Source organism: Shewanella sp. SM95 (assembly GCF_025653595.1).
Lineage (GTDB): Bacteria > Pseudomonadota > Gammaproteobacteria > Enterobacterales > Shewanellaceae > Shewanella > Shewanella oncorhynchi.
Genome location: NZ_JAKKSE010000004.1, coordinates 27,119 through 51,888 on the forward strand (window position 1 = coordinate 27,119; position 24,770 = coordinate 51,888).

Genomic DNA, 24,770 nt, shown 5'->3' on the forward strand with positions numbered 1-24,770 from the left:
AAAAGTCCCTAAAATTATCTATCTACGAAACGTCTATGGGTATGAATGCTCATAAGAATGCCAAACCCTGTCATCAATGTCAGCATGGAGGTTCCACCATAACTGACAAGGGGCAGTGGTACACCTACCACGGGCAGGATACCTGAAACCATGCCAATATTCACAAAAACATAAACGAAAAACGTCAGCGTGATACTGCCAGCCAGTAGACGAGCGAAACTGGTTTGTGCGCGGGAGGCGATGACTAACCCACGGCCTATGATGTAAAGGTACATAATTAACAGTAAGATACTGCCAATTAAACCAAATTCTTCACCGATCACCGCAAAGATAAAATCGGTATGGCGCTCGGGAATAAACTCAAGCTGTGATTGAGTGCCTTCGAGCCAGCCTTTGCCCCAAAGTCCACCTGAGCCGATGGCGATTTTCGACTGGATAATGTGATAACCCGCGCCGAGGGGATCTTGCTCTGGATCGAGCAAGGTTAATACCCGCGTTCTTTGGTAATCGTGCATCAAGAAATACCAAAGGATAGGCAGGAAGGCGAGTACTGCCGCGATAAAGCTGCCAACAATGATCCAGCTCATACCCGATAAAAACAGCACAAAAATCCCCGATGCAGCCACCAAAATTGAGGTGCCTAAGTCGGGTTGTTTAGCGATCAATAGGGTTGGTACGAGTAAAATCACTCCTGCGCCAGCGAGGTAACGTTTCTTGGGGGGAAGAGGGAACTTACTGATATACCAAGCCATTGTGATGGGGAAGGCGAGTTTAATAAGCTCAGATGGTTGGAACTCCATAAAGCCTAAGTTCAACCAGCGCTGCGCGCCTTTATTGATTTCACCGAAAAAGTGTACCCCAAGCAGCAAGACAACCCCCGCAAGATAAATGGGTAATGCCCAACGTTTAAGCGCTTCAGGATTGATTTGTGCCATGGTAAACATGATGCCTAGCGACAACACCATACGGAATAGTTGTCGTTCCATCATCTCTAAATCTGCACCGCTGGCAGAATAGATGACAAACAGGCCAAAGCCCATCACAGCTAATAGTCCGAGCAATAAAGGCAAGTCTATGTGCAAGCGTTGCCAGATGTTTTGATATTGGCTATGGGTACTCATGGTATGGGTTTCCAAGTATCTCTAAGCATATATTCATCGAGCATAGCTCGAGCGACTGGGCCAGCATTTGCGCCGCCCCAACCTGCGTTTTCCATCACGACGGCGAGGACAATTTTAGGATCCTCGAAGGGTGCATAGGCCACAACTAAGGCATTATCGCGGAAATGTTCGGCAATTTTACTGGCATCGTATTTAGTATTTTCCGCCACGCCGATGACCTGTGCAGTACCGGTTTTCATTGCGGCAGTGTAAGTGGCATCGGTAAAGCGTGACTTATTTGCGGTTTGTCGCATAGCTTCGTTGATGATATTCCAGTTACGGGGATTTTTAAGTTCAATTGGTGGTAACTCATTAATCGGTGAGTCAATTTTGGCAGTATTGTCTTTAATTGATCTCAGCAGATGTGGCGGGAGACGGCGGCCTTTGTTGGCCATAATCCCAACGGCATTAGCGAGTTGTAATGGCGTTGCCGTCCAATAACCTTGTCCAATACCGACGGAAATGGTGTCGCCTATATACCAAGCTTGATTGTACTTTAAGCGTTTCCATTCCTTGGATGGCATGTTGCCAGCCGATTCTTCAAAGATATCAATCCCTGTATTTTGGCCAAAGCCAAATTGTTCCATAAAGCGGGCGATATGATCGACACCGACCTTATAGGCTAATTCATAGAAAAAGGTATCGCAGGATTCTACAATCGCGCTATAAACGTTGACCCAGCCATGTCCCCAGCGTTTCCAGTCGCGGTATTTACGTTCAACACCAGGAATTTGCCAAAAACCGGGATCCCACACTCGGGTACTCTCGCTAATGGCTTTCTCATCAAGGCCTAACAGTGCGAGGTGAGGCTTGATGGTAGACGCAGGTGCATATTGACCTTGAGTCGCACGGTTGATCAAAGGGCGGGATTTATCATTGAGTAACGCACTGTAATCTTTGCTATTAATGCCTTGTACAAACTGGTTTGGATCATAGCTTGGGCTCGATACCATAGCTAATACTCCACCGTCACGGGGATCGATGGCAACAATAGAACCGCGCAGACCTGTGAGTAGTTCCACCGCTTTTTGTTGCAGCTTGAGATCTAAGGTGAGGTAAATATCTTGCCCCGGCTCTGGCGGAACAATTTTTAAGGTGCGAATGGCGCGGCCGCGGTTGTTCACTTCTTCTTCTAAGTGTCCGGGTTTACCATGCAGCAAAGATTCATAAAATTTTTCAATGCCTTGCTTACCAATGTCTTTGGTTGCCGCATAGTTTTTCCACAGATCGCTGCGTTCAAGTTGGGCGCGATCTCGGGTGTTAATTTTACCTACATAGCCCAGCACATGGGTGATTTGCGCGCCGTAGGGATAGTTACGTTTAAGACCCGCTTCGACCGAAATCCCCGGAAATCTGTGTTGGTTAACACTGAAAATGGCCACTTGTTCTTCGGTGAGCTGGTTTTTGAGTGTTAGCGGTTTGAAACGGCGATGAAATTTCAGGGCGTCAGTAAAGGTTTCGCGCTCGTCATCGCTGATCTCAATTAACTTGCCGAGTTCATCTAAGGTCTCTGACATGTTACTGATTTTTTCGGGCACGAGATCGAGGGAATAAAAGGGTAAATTTTCAGCTAAAAGTATACCGTTGCGATCGTAAATGAGACCACGACTAGGGGCAATTGGAACAACACGGATGCGATTATCATTTGAGCGAGTTGCATAATCTTTATAGGATTCAACCTGTAAATGATAAAGGTTGGTGACTAATACGCAAAATAGAGCGAAAACGCAAAAAAAAGTGAAAAGCGCCCTGCGCTTAAAAAGAGACGCCTCGGCGGCGTGATCATGCATTGTTATCCGCTTTTTTGGCGACACTTATGCTATCTCCGGCTGATCCCATGACGGGTGGTTGACACTCGTTAACATCAAGATCCCGCTATTCTCTATGGTAGGGGTGATTCGTGTTCACGCTCCACGCGCGGTACAAACTTTCGGCAACCACCACCCGTACGAGTGGGTGAGGTAAGGTTAATGCCGAAAGACACCAACTTTGGTTTGCCGCTTCTTTGCAAGCTGGCGCTAATCCTTCAGGCCCACCAATCAGTAAACTGACGTCGCGACCATCGAGTTGCCATTTAGTCAGCGCGGTTGCTAGCTCGGGGGTCGTCCAGTTTTTGCCGGGGAGATCTAAGCTAACAATATGATTGCCTTTGGGAATGGCCGCCAACATTTGTTCGCCTTCTTTTTGAAGTATCCGGACAATGTCGGCATTTTTCCCCCGCTTTCCAGCGGGTATTTCGATAAGCTCCAGCGCCATATCACGGGGAAAACGGCGCTGGTATTCTTCGAAACCACGGGTAACCCAATCGGGCATCCGTGTTCCTACTGCGATGAGCTGTAACTTCATCAGTCTTGCTTTTCTGACCAGAGCTTTTCAAGCTGGTAGAAATCACGGGTTTGATCTTGCATAACGTGCAGGATCACATCGCCCATGTCCACAAGAACCCATTCGCTGCTTTCGCGGCCTTCAACACCTAAAGGTGGAATACCGGCTTTTTTCGCTTCAACCACAAGGTTTTCGGCGATAGCTTTAACGTGAGTCTTTGATGTACCTGAACATATGACCATGTAGTCAGTGATGTTAGATTGCTTGCTGACATCCAGAACAACAACGTCTCTGGCTTTCAAGTCGTCGATCTTGTCGACAACAAACTGTTTTAATTCCGCGCTCTGCACGCTGGCGTACCTCATTAATTTTAAATAGCGCGGTAGTATACCAGTGTTGCTGCTGGGAATACATTGTCATTGGCAGTTGAGTTGGCGATATCTGCTTACGGTTCGAGCTAAGGTAAGTAAAGTCGTTGATTTTTGATGTAATCTAGCGTGACTGGCATGAGTAAATCGGCGGGAATTTCGCCTTTTGCCAGTTGTTCACGAATGAGCGTCGAGGAAATATCCTGTGGTGTAATCGCTACAGGGAAAATCTGCCCACAGTTTTTATGGACACAGCTAGTACGACCTTCGTCTGTCCCTTGGGGCGCTTGACTGCGGGCCGTCAATATCTGCTGCATAGGATGTTCTGCATCGAGCTGCCAACCCGGGCGCTGGCAGACAACGAGATGGGCAAAGTCGAATAGGCGTTGCCACTCATGCCAGCTTTTTAATTGGATGAAAGAGTCCATCCCCATGATAAAAAACAGCTCATCTTCAGGATGTAAGCTTTTCAGTTGCTCAAGCGTGATAACTGTGTAGGAAGGCGTGTCGCGTTTAGCTTCGATGTCGCACAGTGCAAATCCGTCGAGTTGCTGACAGACATCGGCTACCATTTTGAGGCGCTGTGTTGTGGTTAAGTTCGGCTGCTGTTTATGGGGCGGAATATGGTTCGGCATCAGTAGGATTTTATCCAAGGCTAATGCTTGCTTCACTTCAATTGCGGGACGGATATGACCATAGTGTATCGGGTCAAAGGTGCCGCCTAAAATACCAATACGCATATCAACTCTTTGGTTAATCAATGATTAGTCTATGGCTATATGTGCCAGGTGCCGATGGGCTCTAGGATCAAATAACAGACACAGGTGGCTCAGACCGGTCCAATCCTCTTTACCCTGCTGCTTTAAGTTGAGCTCAAGTTTCGAGGCGAGGGCGAGCATATGTTCGAGTTGTTCAAGGCTGAGTCGTTGCAGTGCCGCTTGATACAGTGGTTTACGTTTATCCCAAATTCGATGTTTACCCCAGAGTGCACTCAGCGCAACGCCTTGGGCTTGCTCGCATTTCAAATTGAATAACAAACCGAGTTCTTTAAACAAGGCCCAAAGCAGGATAGGTAAGGCAGTGCCTTCGCCATTGAGTTGGGCCAGCATGTGCTGCGCGCTATCCTGTTTATTATTTAATAATGCATCCGTGAGTTGGAATACGGTGAAGCGCGACTGATCTTCAAAATAGTGGCCCAGTTCGTCGGCACTGACGGGTTTTGTTGGGCTCAGGAGTTGCAGCAACTGCATGGCTTGATCGGCAGCCAGTAAATTCCCTTCATACAGAGAATGCAGCATAGCACGGGCATCAGGCTGCAGATTGAGCTTAAAGTGCTTGATGCGGCCATCGAGCCAGCGCATAAACTGCTCGCCCTCTGGCGTGGCGCAGGGCAGATACATGCCATGGGCATCTAAGGTCTTAAACCATTTACTGTTGGTTTGCTCTGTGGCGAGCTTTGGCCCTTCGATAATCAACAGCATATCGGGATTGGGCGTCTGCAATAGCGCTTGCAATGTGCTTGAGCCTTCGGCACCGGGCTTAGCTTGGGGAAGGGTTAGCTCAATCAAGCGTTTACTGGAAAACAGACTCATGGCCTGCCATTCCTGAGTCAGATCGTTCCAATTAAAGCCCGTCTCTTGAATGAGTTGGACTTTTTCATCGAATCCCTGACGCTTGGCGAATTGGCGGATCTGATCTTTGGTGGTTTCAATCAACCAAGGATCATCCCCAAAAATCAGATAACAAGGAAATAACTGGTTAAGGTGGCGGGAGAGTTGGTCTGGATAGACTCTCATTTAATGATAGCCCCGCATTAATTCACCTCAGTACTGGCCATTGCTTGCAGAATACGATCGGCAGCTTGGATACGCATTTCCTTCGTCAGCAATTCCATTTCACGGCTCTTTGCCAATGCGGTACGTGGATCGTCTAAGTAGTCGCGGCGAATTTCAACCTTGAAAGGCTGCGCTTCTTTACCTGGCAGTGCCACAGCAAATTCGACTAAATAAATCAGCTCATACTCGGCGACGTTACCTGTGGGATACAAAGATAAGGTCGAGCGTTCAAGGGAGTCGGTGATTAATCTTAATACTGGAACATTATCTGCGGCGTCGACAACTTGGATATTGTTCAAGCGCAGGCGTTCACGCACCAAACGAGTGAGTTCACTGTATTCATCCACACTGCTCAAACTCAAATGATTGAGGGCATCAGGGATCTGATAACTGCGTTGAAGCTTAAAACCGCAACCAGCGCTGGTCATAATGACTAGTGCCATGATTGCGAAGCATATGCGTTTGATTAGCATAGATTTCGCGGTTTCCTATTCGTGGTATACCCTGCTGACTTGAAGTTGCAGCTATGCTGCAACTTCATTGGCTTTGAGTATAGCGAGTTATTAGCAGCCGTTAATTGGCCACTATGCTAAGCAGTTTGCCCGGCACATAGATCACTTTACGCACAGTCAGGCCGTCTAGGTATTTGATCACGTGCTCATCACTCATGCCTAAGGCTTCTACTGATTCTTTATCAGCATCGGCAGCCACTGTGATTTTTGCGCGAACTTTACCGTTAACTTGCACAACGATGAGCTTGCTGTCTTCAACTAGCGCAGCTTCATCAACGACTGGCCATTGGCTGTCTTCGATGTTGCTTGCATTGCCTAACTCGTTCCACAGGTTAAAGCTCACATGCGGAATGATAGGGTACAGCAAGCGCACTATGGCTGATAAGGCTTCGCCGATAATGGCGTTGTCTTGACCTGTGGTTTGTGGCGCTTTTTGCAGATGGTTCATCAGTTCCATCACGGCGGCAACCGCAGTGTTGAACATCTGACGGCGGCCGATATCGTCGGTCACTTTCGCGATCGTCTTGTGGACTTCACGGCGCAGCGCTTTTTGATCGGCAGTTAACTTGCTGACATCTAAGGCTTCGCTGTTATCTTGGTTCACATGCTCGTTTGCAAGCTTCCACAGACGTTTAATGAAGCGGTGTGCGCCTTCAACGCCAGACTCTTGCCATTCCAGAGTTAATTCTGGGGGAGAGGCGAACATCATAAATAGGCGAACCGTATCGGCGCCGTATTTTTCGACCATGACTTGAGGATCGATACCATTGTTTTTCGACTTAGACATCTTGCACATGCCGGTATAAACCAGCTCGTTGCCGTCCTTGTCGATAGCCTTAGTAATACGGCCCTTGTCGTCTTTTTCTGTAGTCGCTACATCTAAAGGCGAAACCCATACACGGGCGCCTTTTTCGTTGATGTAGTAGAAAGCATCGGCCAACACCATGCCTTGGGTCAGCAGTTGTTTGGCTGGCTCGTTAGAGTTAACCAAACCCGCATCACGCAGCAACTTGTGGAAGAAGCGGAAATATAACAAATGCATACAAGCGTGTTCGATACCGCCAATGTATTGATCCACAGGTAGCCAGTAGTTGGCTTTCGCGGGATCTAACATTTCGTCTGCATGCGGGCTGCAGTAACGGGCGTAATACCAAGAGGATTCCATAAAGGTATCGAAGGTATCGGTTTCGCGCAGCGCATCTTGGCCATTAACTTGGGTTTTTGCCCATTCTTTATCGGCCTTGATTGGGCTTTGAATACCGTCCATCACGACATCTTCTGGTAGCAATACTGGCAGTTGATCTGCAGGTGTTGGGATCACAGTGCCGTCGGCTAAGGTCACCATAGGAATTGGCGCGCCCCAGTAACGCTGACGTGAAACACCCCAATCGCGCAGACGATAGTTGACTTGGCGCTTGCCTTTACCTTCGGCAACTAACTTATTAGCGATGGCATTAAAGCCTGCTTCAAAGTCTAAACCGTCGAACTCTCCCGAGTTAAACAGTACGCCTTTTTCGGTATAAGCGGCTTCGCTGATATCGACGTCGCCATCAACTGGCTTGATCACAGCTTCAATCGCCAGACCGTATTTTTTCGCAAATTCGAAGTCACGTTGATCGTGGCCTGGAACTGACATCACAGCGCCGGTGCCATAGTTCATCAACACAAAGTTAGCAGCCCAAATTGGGACTTGCTTGCCAGTGATAGGATGAATGGCGAAAAGCCCTGTAGCGACACCGCGTTTTTCCATAGTCGCGAGTTCGGCTTCAGATGTTGTGCTGTTTTTGCACTCATCGATAAAGGCGGCAAGCTCAGGATTGGTTTGCGCGGCGACTTCAGCTAATGGATGACCTGCGGCAATCGCCACATAGGTTACGCCCATTAAGGTATCTGGACGCGTGGTATAGATATCGAAGCTTTTATCGTGACCTGCGACGCCGAAGGTCATTTCCACACCTTCGCTGCGACCAATCCAGTTGCGCTGCATGGTCTTAACCTGTTCAGGCCAGCCATCTAAGGTATCGATATCGTTTAATAATTCTTCTGCATAGGCAGTGATCTTAATAAACCACTGTGGAATTTCTTTTTGTTCCACAGGGGTATCACAGCGCCAGCAGCAACCGTCTTGAACTTGCTCGTTCGCCAGTACGGTTTCATCGTTTGGACACCAGTTGACTGAAGCTGTCTTTTTATAGACTAGGCCTTTCTCGTACAACTTAGTGAAGAACCATTGTTCCCAGCGATAATATTCAGGGGTACAAGTGGCGATTTCACGGCTCCAATCGTAACCAAAACCTAGCAATTTCAGCTGGTTCTTCATGTATTCTATGTTTTCATAGGTCCATGGCGCAGGCGCAGTCTTGTTGTTAATCGCGGCATTTTCTGCGGGCAAACCAAATGAGTCCCAACCAATAGGCTGGAGCACGTTTTTGCCTTGAAGACGTTGAAAGCGTGCAACTACGTCACCTATGGTATAGTTGCGTACGTGTCCCATGTGGAGTCTGCCAGAAGGGTACGGAAACATCGAAAGGCAATAAAACTTTTCTTTGTTTGCGTCTTCAGTGACTTCGAAGGTTTTGTTGTCATGCCAGTGCTTTTGCACTAAGGCTTCAATTTCTGAGGGATTATATTGCTCTTGCATCACTCTATTTCCGGCAGTGCCGCCTATTATTGGATCTAACGCCATATCAGCGCGAGTAAGATCTGCATAGAATAAACTAGAAGCGATGCATTAAAAAGGTTCGTATGAAGGAGTATTGGTTATGAATGATAGAAGTAACGCGTTACTAGGACTGTATCAAGCCTTAATTACCGAAGTGAAATCTCAATTTGCAGAAGATAACACTATGACTGTAAAGAACTTATTTAATTCTGTCACTCAAGGTAAGGAGTATTTACGTCTTAAAGAACAGGCAGGGGAAGATGAACTCGCTTTAGTCGAACAATTCTTAAAGCGTGATATTACGAGTTTTCTCCGTGAGCAGAACGCGGATAGTTTGAGTCATAGCCCAACAGTGATTACTTTAGAGAATACGCTTTGGCATTGGCTCAGTGAAATCACCGACCGCAGCCAAGTAGAATGGCATGAGTTAACGCAAGATTTTAAGCATCAGGGCTACTACAAGAGTGGTGACATAGTGAATCAGGGCATCATGGTGTGCACTAACTGTGGCAATGAAATGAGTATTGAATTTCCAAGTCCCATCCCAGATTGTCCAGAGTGTGATCATGAAGAATTTACCCGCGAGCCGCTAACGCCTTAATCAAGGTGGTGATGTTATGCAGCTAAAACGACGCCTCAGCGTCGTTTTTTTTGAGTTCTATTAGACTAGACCTAAATTGCTCATATCTGCATTAATTAGGCTGTATCAACTGTTGGTACGAGAGTAGTTGAGGATTTGACCGCCAAAGGGCGCCAATAAAAATTCAGTGTGAATGGGTTTATGTTGCGTGTGTTCGTAACCTAAGGTGACCATACGTTTACTGAATTTGGCATGATTACCACGGCCTGGATCGACTAAGACTACATCACAAATTGGTTTAGCATGTTGCTCAATAAATTGTGATAAGAGATCGGCATGTTCTTGTTCGTACAAGAGATCGCTGCCAATAATGAGGTCAAATAAACCTAAATTAGTTTGTGCATCTGCCCATCCTGTTCGAACAAACGGAATCGCACGACCATGATTTAAATCGACATTTTGCTTAAGGAAATTTTCCGACTCGGGGTGATAGTCGGTTGCTGTGATGTCGGCATGTCTGTGGTTTAGCACTAGACTTGCCAGCCCTATACCGCAGCCAACCTCAAGAATGCGTTTATTATCAATTTGATAATCGGCCATATGATGGGATAGCACTTGGCTAGACGGCCAAACTATGCCAAATAATGGCCAAGTAGCGGAGGAAATACCGAGCTTTTCAGCTTCGCCATCTAGGTCTTCAAATTCTTGGTTATTTCTTAGGGTTCTGACATGAATGTCGAGATCCCCAAATTCGTGGGTTTGGTAGCGCACGCGAAGCTGTGCCATAGAGTTGCCTTGACTGTGTACCTTGGTAAGGAACGAGGTAATGGTACCAATCATATTGGCTATGCAGACACAGTCACTGTGATTGGTATAAGGCCACGTCTAATCGTTCACCTTAACGTGGAACGCGCAATCAGCCTAATGTATTCGCAGACAATTGCGGGATAACACAGGTTAACTGAGTGTCAGCCTAACAACCTTGGGTGTTGATATCATATTGCGGCGCAGTGTTGGCATCGCTGGCTTGGGTGTAGCGGAAATAGCATTGGTCATCATTCACTAAGGAATTGTTGTTAAGATCGTAGCCTATATAAGTGATATCAATGCCTTGATATTGGATGATAAATTTATCATCTGAGGTGATCCATTTTTCCACATCAGTATTATCGAGGTAACCCCATTTTAATCGTGTATCTGGAGTGCCATCACCATTGAGGTCGATATCAATAATATCATCGCGCCCAGCTACCGCTTGGCTCAGTAGGCTAGGCATTTGGGTTTTTGAGTAAGCTAGCATATTGGCTGTTTTAACGCTGGCCTGTACTTGGCTTAAGGTTTGTACCCGCGCTTCTTTACTTAAACCGATAAATTTAGGCGCGGCAATCACAGCCAAGATCCCAAGCACAATAATCACAACGACAAGTTCAATTAAGGTAAAACCTGCCACATCTTGTTTATTGACTTGGTAATGCATGGCCTAAATCCTATTGCGCTTTAAAACGTCGGGCAAGACCAAGAAGAACGATTAAACCACAGAGTATCAGTAGGGGCATTTGGCCTAATTTTGCAAACCAAGTTTGTCCTGTGACTAATGGAATAGTTGCACTTAGCACGCCTATTTCAAACTGTGGTAATGACGCTGTGATATTGCCATGCTCATCGACTATGGCTGTCACGCCATTGTTGGTTGAGCGTAATAGAGGCCGACCCAATTCAACCGCGCGCATTTGAGCGATTTCCATATGCTGTAATGGCCCATTTGAGCTACCAAACCATGCATCGTTAGAGACAGTTAATAGTATATCTGTCCCTTGATTCACGTTGTCGCGCAACTGTTCGGGAAAGGCTATTTCATAACAAATTGCTGGCGCGATTTTATGGCCTAGTGCGCTGAGATTAGGCTGTTGATATTCGCCTCGCGTAAAGGACGACATGGGCAAATTAAAGAAAGGTGCTATCGGGCGCAGCAGCGCTTCAAAGGGGACAAACTCGCCAATTGGCAACAGATGGTGTTTCTTAAATTGATTGCTACCATCGCCCTCATAGTCTGGGCCTGCTTGTTGTTTCTGATTATGATTACCAAGCACAATCAATGAATTATAGAACTCATTGTTTTGATGGCTAATAATGCCAGTGATAATTGAGGTATGGTTTAGATTGGCGACTTTATTGGCGTTATCTAAAAAGTCCTGCACCATAGATTCTGGCGCTGGAATTGCCGCTTCTGGCCAAATAATGATATCGGCATCCAGATGTTCGCGGGATAAATCCATGTATTTTAACAGCGTCGGCCACAGGGCATCGGGTTCCCACTTCATGCTTTGGGGAATATTGCCTTGCACCAGTGCCACTTTAACATTTTCACCCGTAGGATGAATGTCCCAAAGTTTAGGCGCAGCCCACACTGCCAGAATACTGAGCGGCAGTAAAAGCAGTAAACTCTTATAACGCTTAGTAAAACAAAGCGCTAATGCACCAGCGAGCATGGCCAATACAAAACTTATTCCCAGTGTGCCTATGATGCTGGCAAGGGGTTTTAGCGGCCCTTGAGTTTGCGAGTAACCCGCCCATAACCAAGGGAAGCCTGTCATTACCCAGCCACGAGCCCATTCGGTCAAGGTCCATAACGCGGGGAATAGGGCGAGATTACGCCAAAGACCAAATCGAGTTTCACCATCATGGCTCAGCGTTTTAGTTAACCAAACCAGCGCTAAACCAGTTAGCGCTGGATACAAGGCTAAATACAAGGCTAACAAGGCCATTAACCCAACGGAGGCAATGAGCGGCATACCACCAAAGGTATCCATGCTCACGTGAACCCAGCTGATCCCTACGGAAAAACAGCCAAATCCAAAGCTTAACCAATAGTAAAAGCTTGCCTTAGCGCTCAGCGTTCGGCTGTGCCAGAGGGCAATAGCCATGGCAAACGGATAGATTATCCAAATGGAATAGGGCGCAAATGAAAGCGCCGTACTGGCGCCAAGGGCAAATGCCAGTACGAGTCTCAAAGCACTAGGTTGGGACTGTTGTTGGGCAAAAGCCCGGATTTTTTTTAGCACGAGTGATTATTCTACGTCTTCGCCAGTATTAGGATCGGGGAGTTTAACTCTGAGTTGGATTAAACGCCTAGTGTCAGCATTGATGACTTTAAATTCTATGCCTTCAATGATGATGCTCTCGTTACGTTCTGGCAGATGGCCAAAGGCGTGTGAGACTAAGCCGCCGACGGTATCAAACTCTTCATCGCTGAATTCAGTGTTGAATTCTTCGTTGAAATCTTCGATTGGCGTCAAGGCTTTAACCATATAAACCGTGTTACCAACTTTGCGGATCTCGGTTTCTTCAGTGCTATCGTGGTCGAATTCGTCTTCAATTTCGCCGACAATTTCTTCAAGAATATCTTCGATAGTCACAAGACCCGATACGCCGCCGTACTCGTCAACCACAATCGCCATATGGTAGCGTTGAGAGCGGAATTCTTTTAGCAGAACATCGACGCGTTTGCTTTCGGGCACAACCACGGCGGGACGGATCACGCGATCCAGTGAGAAGGGCTCATCACTGTTGGAGAAACCGTAAGGGATCAAATCTTTGGCAAGCAATATGCCTTCGATATGGTCTTTATCTTCGTTAACGACGGGGAAGCGCGAGTGACCTGAACCAATCACAGTCGCAAGTAACTCTTCGACCGAGTTGTCTATCTGGAGGGCGACAATTTGAGCTCTTGGGATCATGATATCCCGAACACGCATATCAGAAACGTCTAATACACCTTTTATCATCTCGCGGGTGTCTTGGGTGATCAAATCGCGCTGCTCGGCACCATCAATCACATCGACTAGATCTTCACGATTTTGAGGTTCGCCCTGAAATAGCTGACTTACTCTATCAAACCAACCTTTCTTGTGGGCGTTCGTACTAGGGGGGATATCGTCACTCATAGTTTTCTCATTAGCTTTTGATAGGGATTATCTTAGCTAATTATTGTTCCTTATATGGGTCAGTAAAACCTAAGCTTTCAATGAGTTGAGTCTCTAATGACTCCATCTCTTCGGCTTCTTCATCGTCGATGTGATCATACCCTAGCAGATGCAAGCAACCATGTACAACCATGTGTGCCCAGTGCGCTTCTAGTGGTTTTTGTTGTTCACGGGCTTCATTTTCAACGACTGCCGCGCAAATGACAAGATCTCCGAGTAAAGGAAGTTCAATTTCTGGTGGTGCTTCAAAGGGAAATGACAGTACATTGGTCGGTTTGTCTTTACCCCGATAGGTATTGTTGAGCATTTGGCTCTCGCGGCTATCGACGATACGTATGGTTAATTCAGCTTCATCCATGCTATTGCCAATTGCGGTAGTGACCCAAAGGGCGAATTGTTCGTCCGTTGGTAGCCACTCACTGGTGCTGGCATGTTGAATATCTAAGGCTAACTCAAGACTCATGTGTTGCGGCTTCCTGCTGTTGCTTTTGGTACTGGCTTTCTTTTTTGGCTTTTAAGGTTTGCTCTTTTAACTCGAAGGCTTCATAGGCTTCAACGATACGGGCAACCACAGGATGGCGCACTACATCTTGGGAGACAAAAAAGTTAAAGCTGATTTCTTCGACTTGACTTAACACTTCAATCGCGTGACGTAGTCCTGACTTTTGATGTTTAGGTAAGTCGGTTTGAGTGATGTCGCCTGTGATCACCGCACGGGAATTGAAACCGATACGGGTAAGGAACATCTTCATCTGCTCGATTGTGGTGTTTTGGCTTTCATCGAGAATAATAAAGGCATCGTTTAAGGTACGACCGCGCATATAGGCAAGCGGCGCCACTTCTATTACATTTTTCTCGATAAGGCGTTCCACTTTTTCAAAGCCAAGCATCTCGAACAGGGCATCGTAGAGCGGGCGTAAATAAGGGTCGACCTTTTGGCTGAGATCGCCAGGTAAGAAACCGAGTTTTTCACCCGCTTCCACCGCAGGGCGAGTCAGTAAAATGCGGCGCACTTCTTGGCGCTCTAACGCATCTACTGCCGCTGCTACGGCAAGGTAGGTTTTGCCCGTTCCTGCTGGACCAATACCGAAGGTAATATCGTGACGCGTAATATTGGCCACATACAAGCTTTGATTCGGATTGCGTGGCTTAATGACACCGCGGCGGGTTTTGATATTAATACCGCTGTCGTCGTTAGCGTCTGCTTGCTCTAGGGCAATGGCCGCTTGAATGGCGATATGGACTTGCTCAGGCTCAAGATCGGGCGTGCTGCCTTTAACCGTTTGGGTCTCGATGTAGAGTTCTTTGAGTAAGTTGTTGGCGCTTAAACAGTTGCGTGGTAGTCCGGTGATCTGGAAATGATTGTTCTTACGGACGATTTCAACGCCAACGCGACGTTCTATCTGCTTGATATTGTCATCGAATGGACCGCACAGTGAAGCCAAACGGCGTGTTTCTGCGGGTTCGAGATACAGATTCATGGTAGTTAATTTACTGGACAAATAGCACTCCCAATAGCGAATAAGAAAGCAAGGTACGAGGTTGGTTAACCATCGCAAGATAATTTTAGTTTACGAGCCATAGCCGATAATTGCTAACGGAAAATAACAATTGCCTCGGTAGACTTAAACAAAAGTGCGTGAAAGCAAAAGGGCGACTAAGTCGCCCTTCTTTATATAGGTACCGATATCGGTACTGTTTAAGCCGATTAAACGCTTATGGCTTAAATTGAGTCACACCCAGTTCATCATCTTGCTTGCGCTTGGCCAGAATTTCAGCAGGGCGCAGGCTACGACGTAGATCCATTTCATCTTCGCCGCGGATAAAGACACCGCGCAGTGAGTTAGTGTAAACGTCGACGATTTCGACATCCACGAAAGTACCAATGTGTTTTGGTTGACCTTCGAAGTTCACCACTCGGTTGTTCTCAGTACGGCCGCGCAGTTCCATAGGATTTTTCACCGATGGTCCTTCAACCAGAATACGTTGCACTGTGCCCATCATGTGGCGGCTGTAGCGCATGGCTTGCTGGGTGATGCGGTCTTGCAGAATCGCCAGACGTTGTTTTTTCTCTTCCATATCGACGTTATCGGGTAAATCCGCCGCTGGCGTGCCCGGACGTGCGCTATAGATAAAGCTGAAGCTGTGGTCGAAACCTATGTCTTCAATCAACTTCATGGTATCGGCGAAGTCTTCTTTGGTTTCGCCAGGGAAGCCAATGATAAAGTCCGAGCTGATTTGAATCCCTTCACGGGCTTTACGCAGGCGGCGGATGATTGACTTATATTCAATCGCCATATGGCCGCGCTTCATCGCCGTGAGAATACGATCAGAACCCGATTGTACTGGCAAGTGTAAGAAGCTCACTAGCTCTGGGGTATCTTCGTAAACGTCGATAATATCCTGTGTAAATTCAATCGGGTGACTGGTCGTGAAGCGGATACGGTCAATACCGTCGATGGCCGCCACGAAACGCAGTAATTCCGCAAAGGTACAGATAGCGCCATCGTGAGTTGCGCCGCGATAGGCATTCACGTTTTGGCCTAGCAGGTTCACTTCGCGCACACCTTGCTCCGCCAATTGGGCGATTTCAAGGATGATGTCGTCCGATGGACGGCTGACTTCTTCGCCGCGAGTATAAGGCACTACACAGAACGAGCAGTATTTGCTACAACCTTCCATGATAGACACAAACGCGGTTGGGCCTTCGGCGCGTGGCTCTGGCAGACGGTCGAATTTTTCGATTTCAGGGAAGCTGATATCGATAACCGCTTTGTCACCACGGCGCACTTGCTCGATCATCTCGGGCAGACGGTGCAACGTTTGTGGGCCAAAAATAATGTCGACACATTGGGCTCTGTCTTTAATCGCTTTGCCTTCTTGTGAAGCAACGCAGCCGCCCACGCCAATAATCAAATTGGGATTTTTATCTTTAAGCGTCTTCCAGCGTCCTAGCTGATGGAACACTTTTTCCTGCGCTTTTTCACGAATTGAACAAGTGTTCAGCAGGAGAATGTCTGCCTCAGACGCTTCTTCAGTCAAGGTATAACCTTGGTATTCGCCTAACAGATCAGCCATCTTGGATGAGTCATACTCATTCATTTGACAGCCCCAAGTCTTGATATGGAGTTTCTTACTCATCAGTTGTGTCGCCCTAAGATGACCAATAAAAATAGCGCGACATTTTACCTGCTGTTATGGCTGCTGACCAGCTTTGTCCACACTTTTACCGATTGGCTTTTGCCAAGGGCGATACCCTCACAAATGCTAGGTTTTTATTGTTCGGCTGCATTTGGGCAAGATTAATATTGTTAACATGCTGAGCTTTCGTTATTTCCAGCAAACTATTCGGGCTTGAATGCCTATGTCTTCACGGATTTCGAATCGAAATGCGCTCAACATTTCCGTGGTATCTTGATATAAGGCATAATCGAGCGGGTTTGTGAAAAGTCGCTTGAGCAGAAATACAGAAGGGCTTAAAGGTGCTAACTAAGGTCGTAACTAAGGTGGTAAGTAGGATGAGCCAGATTGAAGAGACACATGCACAGATGATATCCGACACCACAGATTCTAACGTGACTCATTCTGACGTCACTCATGCAGAAGGCACTCGATTCGATGTCATTCTTGTCGGCGGCGGCATGGTTGGTGCGGCGACGGCAATTGGATTAGCCCAACAGGGTTTGCAAGTGGCGGTGATTGAATCTTTTGCGCCAGAAGCTTATCAAGCCGAACAGCCATTAGATGTGCGAGTCTCGGCCATCAGTGTGGCTTCTGAAACGCTGCTTGAACGTCTTGGCGCCTTGGACTCATTGCTCAAGATGCGTAATGTGCCTTATTTGGGCTTAGAAACTTGGGAGCTCGATGGCTGCATCACCCAATTCCACTGTTCACAAATTGGCGCCAGCCATTTAGGTCATATAGTCGAAAACCGTTTAATCCAACTTGCCCTGTGGCAACAGATGACACAATTGGCTGGCATCACCTTATATTGTCCCGATAAAGTGGTGGCATTTGCCCGCGATAGCGACGGTGTGAGCGTGCACTTACAGTCAAATAGTAAACTGACCGCTAAGTTGTTGGTTGGCGCCGATGGTGCTCACTCGCAGGTACGCCAATGGGCGGGAATTGGCATTTCGGGTTGGGATTACGCTCAATCGGCCATGTTGATTAATATCAACACCGCACAGGGGCAACAGGATGTGACTTGGCAGCAGTTTACGCCCAAAGGGCCACGTTCCTTATTACCTTTACCTGGCAATAACGCTTCGCTGGTGTGGTACGACGATGCCAATCGAATTAAGCAGTTAATGCAGCTTAATAATAAACAGCTTGCAGATCAGATAAGAGTGCATTTCCCAGCGCGTTTGGACGCTGATTTTACCGTTGAGAATAAAGGCAGTTTTGGTCTCACTCGCCGCCATGCCCAGAGTTACTATCGCCATAATGTGGTGATTTTAGGCGATGCCGCTCACACCATTAATCCCCTCGCAGGCCAAGGGGTGAACCTTGGGTTTAAGGATGTCGAAGCGTTTTTGGCGGTCATCAAGGATGCATTAGCTCAAGATAATATCTGGTGGTCGAATGAGGTGCTTGCCCAATATCAGCGCAAGCGTTATCGCGATAATCAATTGATGATGACGGCGATGGATTTGTTTTACGCCGGTTTTAGCAACGATATTCTGCCGCTAAAGCTGCTGCGTAATGGCGCGTTAAAGTTAGCAAACATCAATTCTCCGCTCAAAAAGACTGTCCTTAAATATGCTATGGGGCTTAATTAACGCTTTGTTGTTCTGTGTTCTGACCTTATGTTCTGCTCCTGTGCGATGACGTGGCATTTGTTGACTTGGGGTTTGAGTGCTAAAATGCCGCGTTTTTAGCTGGTATGGTCAGTTCAGTTGGCGCTTTGCGCGGCTGTCATCGACGAAATAACGATATTGAGTGTCATGAGCGAAATAAAATTAATAGTTGGTCTGGCTAATCCAGGTGCTGAATATGCACACACTCGCCATAATGCGGGGGCTTGGTACGTTCTTGAGTTAGCGAGAATTTGCGGCGTGACTTTAGTGGCCGACAGTAAGTATTTTGGCTTGACTGCCAGAGCCGTATTGCACGGTAAAGATGTCCGCTTATTGATCCCAACGACTTATATGAATTTAAGCGGTAAAGCGGTTGGCGCTTTGGCGAATTTTTTTCGTATCACGCCGGAAGAGATTCTGGTCGCTCACGATGAACTCGATCTGCCGCCCGGTGTGGCTAAGTTTAAGCTCGGTGGCGGTCATGGCGGCCACAATGGTCTGAAAGATATTATTGCTAAACTGGCTAACGATAAAAACTTCTACCGTTTACGCTTAGGTATCGGTCATCCCGGTGATAAAAATCAAGTGAGTGGTTACGTACTGGGAAAAGCACCAGCTAAAGAGCAAGAGCTTATCGAGGCGGCGATAGATGAAGCCGTGCGTTCTACCGAAATTTTGTTTAAACAAGACATGGTGAAAGCCATGAACAGATTACACTCCTTTAAAGCGGAGTAGGTTTTGCCTTTGACGAGACTTAAGTGATTCAAGTGATTTAATTATTCAGTAATGTGCTGCCATAGGGCAGGACGACTAAACCTCGCTGATGAGTGTGACTTGTCAGCCAATAATCGAGAGAAAGGTAAGCATATGGGTTTTAAATGCGGCATTGTTGGTCTTCCTAACGTAGGTAAATCAACGCTTTTTAATGCGTTAACTAAGGCTGGCATCGAAGCGGCTAACTTCCCGTTTTGTACCATTGAACCTAACACTGGTGTTGTACCTGTGCCGGATCCACGTCTGGATGCGTTAGCTGCGATTGTGAATCCACAACGTGTGTTACCTACCACCATGGAATTCGTGGATATTGCGGGTCTTGTGGCTGGCGCATCTAAAGGCGAAGGCTTAGGTAACAAGTTCCTCGCTAACATCCGTGAAACCGATGCGATTGGTCATGTAGTACGTTGTTTTGATGATGACAACATTGTTCACGTTGCTAACAAGGTTGACCCAGCTGGCGATATCGAAGTCATCAACACTGAATTAGCGTTAGCTGACTTAGACAGTTTAGAGCGTGCGGTTCAGCGTCAGCAGAAACGTGCTAAAGGTGGCGATAAAGACGCTAAGTTTGAAGTGGAAGTATTAGAAAAAATGCGCCCCATTTTAGACGAAGCTAAAATGTTGCGTTCAATGGATTTATCGAAAGAAGAGCTGGAAGCGGTGGCTTACCTGAACTTCTTAACCTTAAAACCGACCATGTATATTGCTAACGTTGCGGAAGATGGTTTTGAAAATAACCCGCACTTAGATGCCGTTCGCGCCATTGCTGCGACAGAAAACGCTATCGTTGTTGCCGTATGTGCGGCGATTGAATCTGAACTGGCCGAGATGGAAATCGAGGAGCGCGATGAATTTATGGCGGATCTGGGTATCGAAGAACCAGGTTTAGATCGTGTGATCCGCGCAGGTTATGAATTACTGAATCTGCAAACCTATTTCACCGCAGGCGTGAAAGAAGTGCGTGCTTGGACTGTGCCAGTGGGTGCGAGTGCTCCGCAAGCGGCGGGTGTTATCCATACCGATTTTGAACGTGGTTTTATCCGTGCCCAAGTGATGGCATTTGATGACTTTATTGCCCACAAAGGTGAAGCGGGCGCGAAAGAAGCCGGTAAGTTACGCGTGGAAGGTAAAACCTATATCGTTAAAGATGGCGATGTGATGCATTTCCTGTTTAACGTATAACAAAGCTTATTCACGCTGTAAGTCTCGATAAATTAAGCTAAGTATGAGCAACAAGGTGTTATTTAGCACATCTGTTGCTCAGTTTGGTGAAGTAATAGCCGAACAGCTTAACCTAAGGGAAATAGCGAAAAAAAGCTGTTGACCTAGATACCTCGAATAAGCATAATACGCCCCGTTCCTCGCTGAGAGGGGCGCGTAATATCGATGTGGCAATGTAGCTCAGCTGGTTAGAGCACAGCACTCATAATGCTGGGGTCGCAGGTTCAAGTCCCGCCATTGCTACCATTTTATTTAAGATAAATTTCTTATATAAAATGAATCACGATTTTACTCTAGCATTGATTGCTAGCATCTCTTCACGATGTAAACATGAAACTGTGCGGGAATGGTGAAATTGGTAGACACGCCAGATTTAGGTTCTGGTGCCGCAAGGTGTGAGAGTTCAAGTCTCTCTTCCCGTACCATTATATTTAAAATATAAGTTTGATATATGAATTTAGAAACATCGGCGATAGCGGATGTTTGAAACAGAGTTAGTTGGGGTATCGCCAAGTGGTAAGGCACCGGGTTTTGATCTCGGCATTCCAAGGTTCGAATCCTTGTACCCCAGCCATTTTTTCTCAGTTTCCAAGTTGATTGGGGTATCGCCAAGTGGTAAGGCACCGGGTTTTGATCTCGGCATTCCAAGGTTCGAATCCTTGTACCCCAGCCATTGGCAATGTAGCTCAGCTGGTTAGAGCACAGCACTCATAATGCTGGGGTCGCAGGTTCAAGTCCCGCCATTGCTACCATATTTAACTCTGTTAAAGTGATTTATCAGAGAAAAATCCAAAAATGTTGAATAGACAATTTTGGTACATTTTGATGCGGGAATGGTGAAATTGGTAGACACGCCAGATTTAGGTTCTGGTGCCGCGAGGTGTGAGAGTTCAAGTCTCTCTTCCCGTACCATCAAAATGCAATCTTCGATAGAAGATTAAACACAGTTTATTGGGGTATCGCCAAGTGGTAAGGCACCGGGTTTTGATCTCGGCATCCCAAGGTTCGAATCCTTGTACCCCAGCCAAAAAGTTAAAAAGCCTGTCTTCGGACAGGCTTTTTGCTTTTTTACTTTTAACTATTTTCAGCTTAGCGTTATTTTGCTTTCAGTTTCCCTTCAATATTAGCCCTTCCCTTATCTCTATAATTCCCGTTGGTTGTGGCAATTCAGCTATTTTCAAAGTTAATCCACAGTGCCATTTGAGCTGACACTGTGGTGATCCGTTTTATTGCTTTTTGACTTCAGGAGTAACAGGTGGCGATTTTATTTCTGCTGGAGCCACTGGAACGGCGACTTTTGCAGCTGCTTCAGTGATATTGATTGGCATTGCAGCATTCTTAATGACGGCATTCTCTGTGACTGCACTATCAATAACGTCACCTTGGGCCGCTTTAACATCACCTGTTGCAACGGCTTTGACTGCATCAGGTATTGCTAACTGTTGCTGTACTTGATTTGCCCCCGCTTCTAAGGCTTTTTGTTGTAACTTCTGTGGATCGGTATAGTCGGCTAATTCCTTCGGCCAACTTGGGACCCGTTTTTCTGCCTGATTACTGAATTGCTCAGAAATCACTAAGGGTGCACCGCCTTTCATCAGCATGACTGCCATTTGGTTGGTGTCTGAGTTCCAAACTAGACCCGCTTTTTCGGCCATTTCGGGGACAGGGGTGTAAGTCGACACTAAGTAGATGAGTGGACCTTCCTGTTGGATCTTGTCGGCCGTTTTGAGCAGGGACAGGGTGGTATCGTAATTTTTACCCAGCAATTCCTGCATACGGTTCTTGATGAGCGGTTGTTCGAATAATCCGACATCGTTCGGGTCTAAACCGACAAGGGGTTTAAGCAAGGCCCACATGAGCTGGCCTTGGGGTGACATTAATAAGAGTGGTGCAACGCAGGCATTGAGCATTAATGCGAGCCACACAATATGTAGGCAGCGCATTTTTTTGAGCAGAGATGTACTCAAGATGATATTTCCTTGGAAGTACCAGCAAGTCGCCGGCGGCGGATTGTAGCTGATTGGCATAAGGTAAACGAGAGGGTGGCAAAGTAAATTTTAAGCAAAAAAATTAACCCAAATGTTGGATTTTATCCTTATGAATTTGAAAGGTATTTACAGGTGATACAATAAATCATTTGCTGCTAATTTAATCGAAGGTAATGGTTTTTGAGTGCTAAAAACAGATTTACCCCTAAGTGCTTTATTTTTAGCACTTATTTTTCTTCTTACTTTTTAACTTCTTTTTCAGTATTGAATATGTAAAGTTTGTAAACTTTGTTCTGTTTGATAATCGATCTCATTTAATCTCGGCGCATTAAATTAGTTTAATGCAGCTTATTTCTCTCTTTAGCTGCATAGGGAAAGCAGACTCTGGAGGTATTTCTCTTCGGTTTGTTTTTGAGAGTGCATCATTGAAATTAAGAGTCAGTAAGTCGTCTTTGTCCTTTGCCCGCATTATTCATGTTTATGTGTCTATGGCTTTATTGTTGCTGATGCTGTTTTTTGCGGTGACAGGTATAACGTTAAATCATCCTAATTGGTTTTCTCAAGCTGATCAGGAACCTAAGCGGGAACAAGTGCCAATCCCTGCCTATTTGTTACCCGTTAATGCCCAAGACTCACAATGGCGTCTGGCTGCGGGTCATTGGTTGAAAAGTGAATGGGCTATGGATATGGCGAGCGCCGATATCGATGAAGATGAAATTAGTTTAGTCAGCAAAGGACCTGGTACTTATCGGAGTCTGACATTGGACTTGCTCGACGGCCAAGCCTATGTCGAAACCTTAGATTACGGTGTCGTTGCCGTAGTGAATGATTTGCATAAGGGCCGTAACACAGGCACAGCTTGGGCTTGGATACTCGATCTCAGCGCTGTGCTTATCATTTTATTTTCGCTCACTGGGGCTTATTTGTTGTTGCCTCAAACCAAGCGCCTCAAAAAGTCATTGTTATACATGGTACTCGTCAGCAGTAGTTGCGGGCTTGTGTATGTTTATTTTGTTCCATAAGGAGTGTAGGCCGAGTATGCGTCATCTTATTCGCACCATTGCGGTGAGTGCTTTGTTTGTCAGTTCTGTGGCGTTTGCGACGCCTAAAATGACAGTCGATTTAACCTTGCCTGAAATTACCGAAGGGCAATATCACAGACCTTATGTGGCCGTATGGGTTGAGGATGCCAAGGGGCAAACGGTTAAAACCTTAAGCCTTTGGGTATGGGATGAAGGCCATAAATGGTTGAAAGATATCCGTCGTTGGTGGCGTAAAGCCGGACGCGAAGATATGAGCTTTGTTGACGGTATTGCATCTGCGACACGTCCCGCGGGTCATTACAAAATCGATTGGGATTTAAAAGATGAGGCGGGAAAAGTGCTTGAACCTGCCACTTACACTGTATTTATTGAAGTGGTGCGTGAACACGGTGGTCGCGATCTTGTACGACAAAATATCGATTTAGCTGCGGGAGATTTCTCTGTGCAGTTGCCCGCCACGACAGAAACTGGCGTTATCGACATACGCTTAAGCGGCATGGCTCGTTGAGTCAATCCATTAAATATTTAGCCCGTATATTAATTGTTAAACTTAAGGAAAAGGCATGAAATTACGTCTTATTGCATTACTTGGCACACTTTGCATTAGCCCATTGGCAAGTAGCCACGACAGATGGATTTTACCTAGCCACTTCAACGTTTCGGCTGAAAGTGAAGAAATTGTGTGGATTAGCTCAGATGTGTCTGCCAGTAATCAAGTGTTTATGATGGATAAACCTTTTAGTGCCAGTGATGTGCGTATATTACAGCCAAATGGAAAACCAACGTCTCCAAGTTCAAGTTACACGGGCGGACGTAAGTCGGTGTTTGATGTGCAACTGATGCAAGATGGCACTTATAAGTTTGAAAAAGAAGTTTCACCTCGTTATTTTTCTCAGTATAAAGTTAAAGGAAAAGAAGGGGTTGTACGCAGCCGTATGGATAAAAAAGCCACAGCTGCTGCTATGCCAAAGGGAGCCTATGAACTTGAAAGTTCTTTAAATGTGTCGCGGGTTGAAACCTATGTCACACGTAATAAGCCAACTGAGGAAGTGTTAAAGCCTAAGGGGGAATATTTAGAACTAGTGCCTGTGACTCATCCTGCAGATATTGTTGAGAATGAAGCTGCTACCCTGCAATTTGTTTTCGATGGTAAGCCCGTTGAAGGCGTTAAAGTCGCCATTATGAAAGACGGTAGCTTATATCGAAACAAACCAGAGGAAATCGAATTTACCTCAGATAAAGACGGTAAAGTTTCAATGATCTTACCTTCAGCAGGACGTTATCTCTTACATGCGGCAATTGAGCGCCCTAATTCAGATCAATCCCTTGCTGATAAAACGGTTAGCGAAATCTTTTTGACCTTTGAGGCTGGGCTTGAATAAGTGAGTTAACCTCTAATTTGAGGTTTTTGCTTTGAGTCTTAATGCCCACAGTCTAAATGGCGAGTGGGCATTTTTGTATTCATTTCGTACTAAAACGTGTGCGAAATTTCCTTAGGTATACAGATTTGAATTTGA

The 24,770-nt window shown here is 46.3% G+C and carries 23 protein-coding genes and 7 tRNA genes; 14 read left to right on the forward strand and 16 right to left on the reverse strand.

The window, feature by feature from the left end:
* Positions 1 to 14 precede the first annotated feature (14 nt).
* From rodA to leuS, 8 genes are all read right to left on the reverse strand, one after another.
* A complete protein-coding gene (rodA, locus tag L5M29_RS06945; RefSeq protein ID WP_028761480.1) occupies positions 15 to 1,121 on the reverse strand; it encodes a rod shape-determining protein RodA in 1,107 nt (368 codons plus the stop codon).
* Positions 1,118 to 2,974: a penicillin-binding protein 2 gene (mrdA, locus tag L5M29_RS06950; protein WP_131523225.1), complete on the reverse strand. Its 1,857-nt coding sequence runs from the start codon at positions 2,972 to 2,974 to the stop codon at positions 1,118 to 1,120. The genes rodA and mrdA overlap by 4 nt, the downstream gene beginning before the upstream one ends.
* Before the next feature lie 61 nt (positions 2,975 to 3,035).
* Complete coding sequence (gene rlmH / locus L5M29_RS06955) at positions 3,036 to 3,506, reverse strand: 23S rRNA (pseudouridine(1915)-N(3))-methyltransferase RlmH (protein ID WP_006082752.1); 471 nt, start codon at positions 3,504 to 3,506, stop codon at positions 3,036 to 3,038.
* Positions 3,506 to 3,835: a ribosome silencing factor gene (gene rsfS, locus L5M29_RS06960; protein WP_006082751.1), complete on the reverse strand. Its 330-nt coding sequence runs from the start codon at positions 3,833 to 3,835 to the stop codon at positions 3,506 to 3,508. The genes rlmH and rsfS overlap by 1 nt, the downstream gene beginning before the upstream one ends.
* Before the next feature lie 107 nt (positions 3,836 to 3,942).
* Positions 3,943 to 4,593, reverse strand: coding sequence for a nicotinate-nucleotide adenylyltransferase (gene nadD / locus L5M29_RS06965; protein ID WP_263166982.1), 651 nt, complete (start codon positions 4,591 to 4,593; stop codon positions 3,943 to 3,945).
* Positions 4,594 to 4,617: 24 nt separating this feature from the next.
* Entirely contained in the window at positions 4,618 to 5,649 is a 1,032-nt protein-coding gene (gene holA / locus L5M29_RS06970; protein WP_263166984.1) for a DNA polymerase III subunit delta, read from the reverse strand.
* A 17-nt stretch (positions 5,650 to 5,666) separates the two neighbouring features.
* Positions 5,667 to 6,161 (reverse strand): LPS assembly lipoprotein LptE, encoded by a 495-nt coding sequence (lptE, locus tag L5M29_RS06975; protein ID WP_012089938.1) that lies wholly within the window; start codon positions 6,159 to 6,161, stop codon positions 5,667 to 5,669.
* A gap of 100 nt (positions 6,162 to 6,261) precedes the next feature.
* Positions 6,262 to 8,841: a leucine--tRNA ligase gene (leuS, locus tag L5M29_RS06980; protein ID WP_263166987.1), complete on the reverse strand. Its 2,580-nt coding sequence runs from the start codon at positions 8,839 to 8,841 to the stop codon at positions 6,262 to 6,264.
* Between the two features lie 121 nt (positions 8,842 to 8,962).
* On the opposite strand from leuS, the gene L5M29_RS06985 reads away from it, so the two are divergent.
* Positions 8,963 to 9,463, forward strand: coding sequence for a zinc ribbon-containing protein (locus tag L5M29_RS06985; RefSeq protein WP_028761474.1), 501 nt, complete (start codon positions 8,963 to 8,965; stop codon positions 9,461 to 9,463).
* Between the two features lie 105 nt (positions 9,464 to 9,568).
* On the opposite strand, the gene L5M29_RS06990 is transcribed toward L5M29_RS06985, so the two are convergent.
* From L5M29_RS06990 to miaB, 7 genes are all read right to left on the reverse strand, one after another.
* A complete protein-coding gene (locus L5M29_RS06990; RefSeq protein ID WP_263166991.1) occupies positions 9,569 to 10,228 on the reverse strand; it encodes a class I SAM-dependent methyltransferase in 660 nt (219 codons plus the stop codon).
* Between the two features lie 187 nt (positions 10,229 to 10,415).
* Complete coding sequence (locus L5M29_RS06995) at positions 10,416 to 10,919, reverse strand: type II secretion system protein (protein WP_263166993.1); 504 nt, start codon at positions 10,917 to 10,919, stop codon at positions 10,416 to 10,418.
* 10 nt (positions 10,920 to 10,929) lie between these two features.
* The gene (gene lnt / locus L5M29_RS07000; RefSeq protein WP_263166995.1) at positions 10,930 to 12,504 is read right to left on the reverse strand and encodes an apolipoprotein N-acyltransferase; all 1,575 of its coding nucleotides are present in this window, start codon (positions 12,502 to 12,504) and stop codon (positions 10,930 to 10,932) included.
* 6 nt (positions 12,505 to 12,510) lie between these two features.
* A complete protein-coding gene (corC, locus tag L5M29_RS07005) occupies positions 12,511 to 13,386 on the reverse strand; it encodes a CNNM family magnesium/cobalt transport protein CorC (RefSeq protein WP_006082742.1) in 876 nt (291 codons plus the stop codon).
* Between the two features lie 40 nt (positions 13,387 to 13,426).
* A complete protein-coding gene (gene ybeY / locus L5M29_RS07010; protein ID WP_105251690.1) occupies positions 13,427 to 13,888 on the reverse strand; it encodes an rRNA maturation RNase YbeY in 462 nt (153 codons plus the stop codon).
* Positions 13,878 to 14,927, reverse strand: a complete 1,050-nt coding sequence (locus L5M29_RS07015; RefSeq protein WP_028761469.1) for a PhoH family protein — start codon at positions 14,925 to 14,927, stop codon at positions 13,878 to 13,880. Before L5M29_RS07015 ends, ybeY begins: the two co-directional genes overlap by 11 nt.
* 214 nt (positions 14,928 to 15,141) lie before the next feature.
* Positions 15,142 to 16,566, reverse strand: a complete 1,425-nt coding sequence (miaB, locus tag L5M29_RS07020; RefSeq protein ID WP_006082739.1) for a tRNA (N6-isopentenyl adenosine(37)-C2)-methylthiotransferase MiaB — start codon at positions 16,564 to 16,566, stop codon at positions 15,142 to 15,144.
* Positions 16,567 to 16,943: 377 nt separating this feature from the next.
* Between miaB and L5M29_RS07025 the strand changes: the two genes are divergently transcribed.
* The 10 genes from L5M29_RS07025 (at position 16,944) to L5M29_RS07070 (ending at position 21,249) form a co-directional block, all read left to right on the forward strand.
* Positions 16,944 to 18,206, forward strand: coding sequence for an FAD-dependent monooxygenase (locus tag L5M29_RS07025; RefSeq protein WP_263166996.1), 1,263 nt, complete (start codon positions 16,944 to 16,946; stop codon positions 18,204 to 18,206).
* A 165-nt stretch (positions 18,207 to 18,371) separates the two neighbouring features.
* Positions 18,372 to 18,959, forward strand: coding sequence for an aminoacyl-tRNA hydrolase (pth, locus tag L5M29_RS07030; RefSeq protein WP_028761467.1), 588 nt, complete (start codon positions 18,372 to 18,374; stop codon positions 18,957 to 18,959).
* Between the two features lie 132 nt (positions 18,960 to 19,091).
* Positions 19,092 to 20,183: a redox-regulated ATPase YchF gene (gene ychF, locus L5M29_RS07035; protein ID WP_028761466.1), complete on the forward strand. Its 1,092-nt coding sequence runs from the start codon at positions 19,092 to 19,094 to the stop codon at positions 20,181 to 20,183.
* 208 nt (positions 20,184 to 20,391) lie between these two features.
* Positions 20,392 to 20,468, forward strand: a tRNA-Met gene (locus L5M29_RS07040).
* A 94-nt stretch (positions 20,469 to 20,562) separates the two neighbouring features.
* Positions 20,563 to 20,647, forward strand: a tRNA-Leu gene (locus L5M29_RS07045).
* A 74-nt stretch (positions 20,648 to 20,721) separates the two neighbouring features.
* Positions 20,722 to 20,796: transfer RNA gene (locus L5M29_RS07050), tRNA-Gln, on the forward strand.
* Positions 20,797 to 20,820: 24 nt separating this feature from the next.
* Positions 20,821 to 20,895 (forward strand) — tRNA-Gln (locus L5M29_RS07055).
* Positions 20,896 to 20,897: 2 nt separating this feature from the next.
* Positions 20,898 to 20,974, forward strand: a tRNA-Met gene (locus tag L5M29_RS07060).
* A 75-nt stretch (positions 20,975 to 21,049) separates the two neighbouring features.
* Positions 21,050 to 21,134, forward strand: a tRNA-Leu gene (locus L5M29_RS07065).
* Between the two features lie 40 nt (positions 21,135 to 21,174).
* Positions 21,175 to 21,249: transfer RNA gene (locus L5M29_RS07070), tRNA-Gln, on the forward strand.
* Positions 21,250 to 21,448: 199 nt separating this feature from the next.
* Here the strand turns inward: L5M29_RS07070 and L5M29_RS07075 are convergent.
* A complete protein-coding gene (locus tag L5M29_RS07075; protein ID WP_263167204.1) occupies positions 21,449 to 22,165 on the reverse strand; it encodes a hypothetical protein in 717 nt (238 codons plus the stop codon).
* A gap of 470 nt (positions 22,166 to 22,635) precedes the next feature.
* Here L5M29_RS07075 and L5M29_RS07080 point away from each other — a divergent pair, with 470 nt between their 5' ends.
* Genes L5M29_RS07080 through L5M29_RS07090 form a run of 3 tightly spaced genes read left to right on the forward strand, consistent with a single transcriptional unit; the run spans position 22,636 to position 24,635 of the window.
* The gene (locus L5M29_RS07080; RefSeq protein WP_212599331.1) at positions 22,636 to 23,232 is read left to right on the forward strand and encodes a PepSY-associated TM helix domain-containing protein; all 597 of its coding nucleotides are present in this window, start codon (positions 22,636 to 22,638) and stop codon (positions 23,230 to 23,232) included.
* A 16-nt stretch (positions 23,233 to 23,248) separates the two neighbouring features.
* Positions 23,249 to 23,761: a DUF2271 domain-containing protein gene (locus L5M29_RS07085; protein WP_105251693.1), complete on the forward strand. Its 513-nt coding sequence runs from the start codon at positions 23,249 to 23,251 to the stop codon at positions 23,759 to 23,761.
* 55 nt (positions 23,762 to 23,816) lie between these two features.
* Positions 23,817 to 24,635, forward strand: coding sequence for a DUF4198 domain-containing protein (locus L5M29_RS07090; RefSeq protein ID WP_263166997.1), 819 nt, complete (start codon positions 23,817 to 23,819; stop codon positions 24,633 to 24,635).
* Positions 24,636 to 24,770 lie beyond the last annotated feature (135 nt).

Bases quoted from the DNA above. Each gene is read 5' to 3' on its own strand.
- rodA (WP_028761480.1), bottom strand. From the start codon at position 1,121: ATGAGTACCCATAGCCAATATCAAAACATCTGGCAACGCTTGCACATA.
- rlmH (WP_006082752.1), bottom strand. From the start codon at position 3,506: ATGAAGTTACAGCTCATCGCAGTAGGAACACGGATGCCCGATTGGGTT.
- nadD (WP_263166982.1), bottom strand. From the start codon at position 4,593: ATGCGTATTGGTATTTTAGGCGGCACCTTTGACCCGATACACTATGGT.
- holA (WP_263166984.1), bottom strand. From the start codon at position 5,649: ATGAGAGTCTATCCAGACCAACTCTCCCGCCACCTTAACCAGTTATTT.
- lptE (WP_012089938.1), bottom strand. From the start codon at position 6,161: ATGCTAATCAAACGCATATGCTTCGCAATCATGGCACTAGTCATTATG.
- leuS (WP_263166987.1), bottom strand. From the start codon at position 8,841: ATGCAAGAGCAATATAATCCCTCAGAAATTGAAGCCTTAGTGCAAAAG.
- L5M29_RS06985 (WP_028761474.1), top strand. From the start codon at position 8,963: ATGAATGATAGAAGTAACGCGTTACTAGGACTGTATCAAGCCTTAATT.
- L5M29_RS06990 (WP_263166991.1), bottom strand. From the start codon at position 10,228: ATGGCACAGCTTCGCGTGCGCTACCAAACCCACGAATTTGGGGATCTC.
- L5M29_RS06995 (WP_263166993.1), bottom strand. From the start codon at position 10,919: ATGCATTACCAAGTCAATAAACAAGATGTGGCAGGTTTTACCTTAATT.
- corC (WP_006082742.1), bottom strand. From the start codon at position 13,386: ATGAGTGACGATATCCCCCCTAGTACGAACGCCCACAAGAAAGGTTGG.
- ybeY (WP_105251690.1), bottom strand. From the start codon at position 13,888: ATGAGTCTTGAGTTAGCCTTAGATATTCAACATGCCAGCACCAGTGAG.
- miaB (WP_006082739.1), bottom strand. From the start codon at position 16,566: ATGAGTAAGAAACTCCATATCAAGACTTGGGGCTGTCAAATGAATGAG.
- L5M29_RS07025 (WP_263166996.1), top strand. From the start codon at position 16,944: ATGAGCCAGATTGAAGAGACACATGCACAGATGATATCCGACACCACA.
- pth (WP_028761467.1), top strand. From the start codon at position 18,372: ATGAGCGAAATAAAATTAATAGTTGGTCTGGCTAATCCAGGTGCTGAA.
- ychF (WP_028761466.1), top strand. From the start codon at position 19,092: ATGGGTTTTAAATGCGGCATTGTTGGTCTTCCTAACGTAGGTAAATCA.
- L5M29_RS07075 (WP_263167204.1), bottom strand. From the start codon at position 22,165: ATGCGCTGCCTACATATTGTGTGGCTCGCATTAATGCTCAATGCCTGC.
- L5M29_RS07085 (WP_105251693.1), top strand. From the start codon at position 23,249: ATGCGTCATCTTATTCGCACCATTGCGGTGAGTGCTTTGTTTGTCAGT.
- L5M29_RS07090 (WP_263166997.1), top strand. From the start codon at position 23,817: ATGAAATTACGTCTTATTGCATTACTTGGCACACTTTGCATTAGCCCA.